Annotated in this window: 3 protein-coding genes; all 3 read left to right on the top strand. The window is 47.2% G+C overall.

The window, feature by feature from the left end; genetic code table 11:
• Window positions 1-54 precede the first annotated feature (54 nt).
• On the top strand, window positions 55-1,173 hold the full coding sequence (gene arsB, locus AB7U36_RS21000) for an ACR3 family arsenite efflux transporter (RefSeq protein WP_428161574.1): 1,119 nt from the start codon (window positions 55-57) through the stop codon (window positions 1,171-1,173).
• Between the two features lie 423 nt (window positions 1,174-1,596).
• Complete coding sequence (locus AB7U36_RS20995) at window positions 1,597-1,992, top strand: Spy/CpxP family protein refolding chaperone (RefSeq protein ID WP_428161573.1); 396 nt, start codon at window positions 1,597-1,599, stop codon at window positions 1,990-1,992.
• 138 nt (window positions 1,993-2,130) lie between these two features.
• On the top strand, window positions 2,131-3,378 hold a 1,248-nt coding region (locus tag AB7U36_RS20990; protein WP_428161572.1), incomplete at its 3' end, for a histidine kinase dimerization/phospho-acceptor domain-containing protein.

Genomic DNA, 3,378 nt, shown 5'->3' with positions numbered 1-3,378 from the left:
AACTTCCAGAAAACATAAATAATTCAATAGGATAATCGTTAACAGGAGAAAAAAATGAGTCATTCAACGGATAAAAGCTTAAGCTTTCTGGACAGATTTTTAACGTTATGGATTTTTCTGGCCATGGCGGTCGGGGTTTTCGGAGGTTATTTTTTCCCCGGCGTCCGGGACGTGATCAATGTTTTCCAGGTGGGAACAACCAACATCCCCATTGCCGTTGGGCTGATCCTTATGATGTATCCGCCCCTGGCCAAGGTGCGTTATGAGAAACTTGGATTTGTCTTTCGTGATGTGAAGGTCCTGGGGTTGTCGCTGATTCAGAACTGGATTATCGGCCCTGTCCTGATGTTCCTGCTGGCCATATCTTTTTTGTCCGGGCATCATGAATATATGGTGGGGTTGATTATGATCGGCCTGGCACGATGTATCGCCATGGTGCTGGTATGGAACGACCTGGCTAAAGGTGATGCCGAATACTGCGCCGGACTGGTGGCGTTTAATTCGATTTTTCAGGTTCTGTTTTTTTCTGTTTATGCCTGGTTTTTTATTACCATTCTTCCGGGACGGTTCGGCATTGAGGGCGCCACCGTAAATGTCACGATCGGACAGATTGCCGAAAGTGTTTTCATCTACCTGGGTATTCCGTTTATCGCCGGCCTGCTTACCCGTATCATCGGACTTAAAACTAAAGGTGAGAACTGGTATCATGAAAAATTTATCCCCAAAATCAGTCCCCTGACGTTGATCGCTCTTTTGTTCACAATTCTGGTGATGTTTTCACTCAAAGGCGAATATATCGTCAAACTGCCGCTGGATGTCGTACGCATTGCCATTCCGCTGTGTGTTTACTTTTTGCTCATGTTTTTGATCAGCTTTTTCATGTCCGCCAAACTTGGGGCCACTTACGAACAAACCGCCACCTTATCTTTCACAGCCGCATCCAACAACTTTGAGCTGGCCATTGCCGTGGCTGTGGCCGTATTCGGGATCAATTCCGGTGAAGCCTTTGCCGCGGTCATCGGCCCGTTGGTGGAAGTGCCGGTACTCATCGCTCTTGTCAACGTGGCCTTGTGGTTCAAACGCAAATATTTTTTGTATGCCGTTAAAACACCAACCGGTGTTTATCATTTAAGCTACAACCCGGATACTGCCGGAAGCGCATCCGAAAAATAAAACGATAAGGTCAACTGGTGTGTATCAACATGATGATGGCCGGATATTAAAGGAGGCAATAATTGTCGAAAACAGTCTAACAAATGATGACCACGGCTTCTGGCCAACGGATTGAACCATTTGGGTAAAATATACCCGATCGACAAATTTGTCGATTTCCGGAACCCGGGCAGCGTTATTGGGGAGGTGTTTTTAGGCCTCTATCATGAAAAGAACAAAGAGTTCTGTTGTTTATTGAGCCTGGATGTTGATAGATTACGCCAGCCCAAGGCTGTTATTCGGCAATTCAATTTGAGTTCATTGGACGGGTGGTATGTTCTTTGCTGTTCTTTGGTTGAGCTGCCTAAAAAGTATTTTAAGTGAAAGAATAAAGGTGTTATGAACAGATACCTGATAATCATTTGTGCGATTTTACTATTATCCTTGCCGTTGGCAACTGCCGCAGAATTTCCTTTCCATGACGGACATGAAGCTCATACCCCGGACTGGGACAGACATTGCACAGCCATACAGGATTTAGGGTTGTCCCGGGAACAGCGGGATGCTGTAAGCATTATCAACAGGCAGTACCGGAAAAAAATCATAGACTGCTACCAGGCTTGTATGCTGAAAAGAATCGAATTCAGGGCACTTTTGCGCAGCAGCGACGCAGATGAAAAAATGATTATGGATTTGTCCAAAACGCATTCAAAAATCAGGGATCAGCTGTATAGCTTGATCGTCGAATATCAAATCAGGATCAGACAGACGCTGACTCCGGATCAGCGGCGCAACTGGTGCACAATGATGGGAGATTCCGGTTCTCATAGCGGATGGTAGATCAGAGTTATGCCGTGGAAAACCAAATTGCAGGGTGGAAATCTGCCAGCCGTTCTCATATTGTTTTTGCTCCTGACGCTTCTTTTTTTTATCACCGCCGTAATGGATGTTTACCGGACGAAAAATCTTTTGCTCAATATGGCTGAATCCGGGGGGAAAGCGGTGCTTGAAAGCCTTGAAGCCGTTGCGCGGGAGCGGTACGATGATTTGTCCCCCAAAACCCGTTCTCTGGTGGATCCGTTAGGAGATTTTACAGATATTGAAACGAAATTCAGGGCCAAGGAAAAGGTCATAGAACGGCTCATAGATTCAGCAAAAGAACTGGATCGCAGTTTTAAAGCCGACCTGCCGCTAAATGACGTGTTAAAACAATTGGCCAATACGTTTTTTGTCACGGGGATTTTTTTTCTGGACCCCGGCGGTTCTATTTTATCGGGCAGCCGGTCACTTTCCGACGTTGAAAAGGAGGAACTGAACAAGGTTACGCTGGAACAAAATGACGTTCATATTGAACTGGAGCTTAATGACCCGGACGCCAGCAAAACACACTGGGTTGGTATTCAGCGGGAAAAAGGTGCGGGGGTGATTTTTTTGATGCTCAATCAAAGAGATCTGGATCTGCTTATGCTCAGGCTTGTTTACCAGGAGGTAATCCAGGAGGTCGGCCGGCAAAAAGGGCTTCGCTATCTGCTTGTGACAGACGGAAACGGACGTGTGGTTGCCGGTTCCGGCAAAAACAGCTTCACCGACGCTGCTCAGACTGAGCAGCCTGAAACGTTTCCGACTTTAACCGAACCTGCCTTTTCCGGCCCGCGCTGCCTGCGCCGGGACCAACCGATTATGGAGGTATGTTTACCCATGACAACAGGGAGGGCGTCAGATTTTAAAGGCATTGCCGGCATCGATATCACACAGGTCCGTGAAACGGCCCAACGAAACATGATCCATGTTTTTGTCTTCACAGGGATCATTATCTGCAGCGCCGGGATTGTGCTTCTTTTTGTCTATCGGATTCAACGGCGGCACAATGATCGGGTCCAGGATCTGAACAGGCAACTGGCCCAGGCCCAACGGTTGTCCTCCCTGGGGAAGCTTGCTGCAGGGGTTGCCCACGAAATCAGAAATCCTCTGAATGCCGTAAGCATGGCAGTCCAGAGAATTTTCAGGGAATTCAGTCCTGATACGGACAAGGATAAAAAAGAGTTTTCCCGACTCGTGTCCATTGTGAGGGATGAAATTGACAGATTGAACCGGATTATAGAAACCTTTATTGAACCGGCCAGAATAAAGCCGGGCAATTTCAAGCCGTTTTTTTTGGGCGACTTTCTCGACCCTGTGGTCAGCCTTGCACGGGAAACCGCTACACCCAGGGGGATTAAAATCATC

The sequence above is a fragment of the Desulfobacter sp. genome (assembly GCF_050177295.1).
This window is presented reverse-complemented; position numbering and strand designations above follow the sequence as displayed.

Coding starts and splice junctions, on each gene's coding strand:
- arsB (WP_428161574.1), top strand. CDS start 55: ATGAGTCATTCAACGGATAAAAGCTTAAGCTTTCTGGACAGATTTTTA.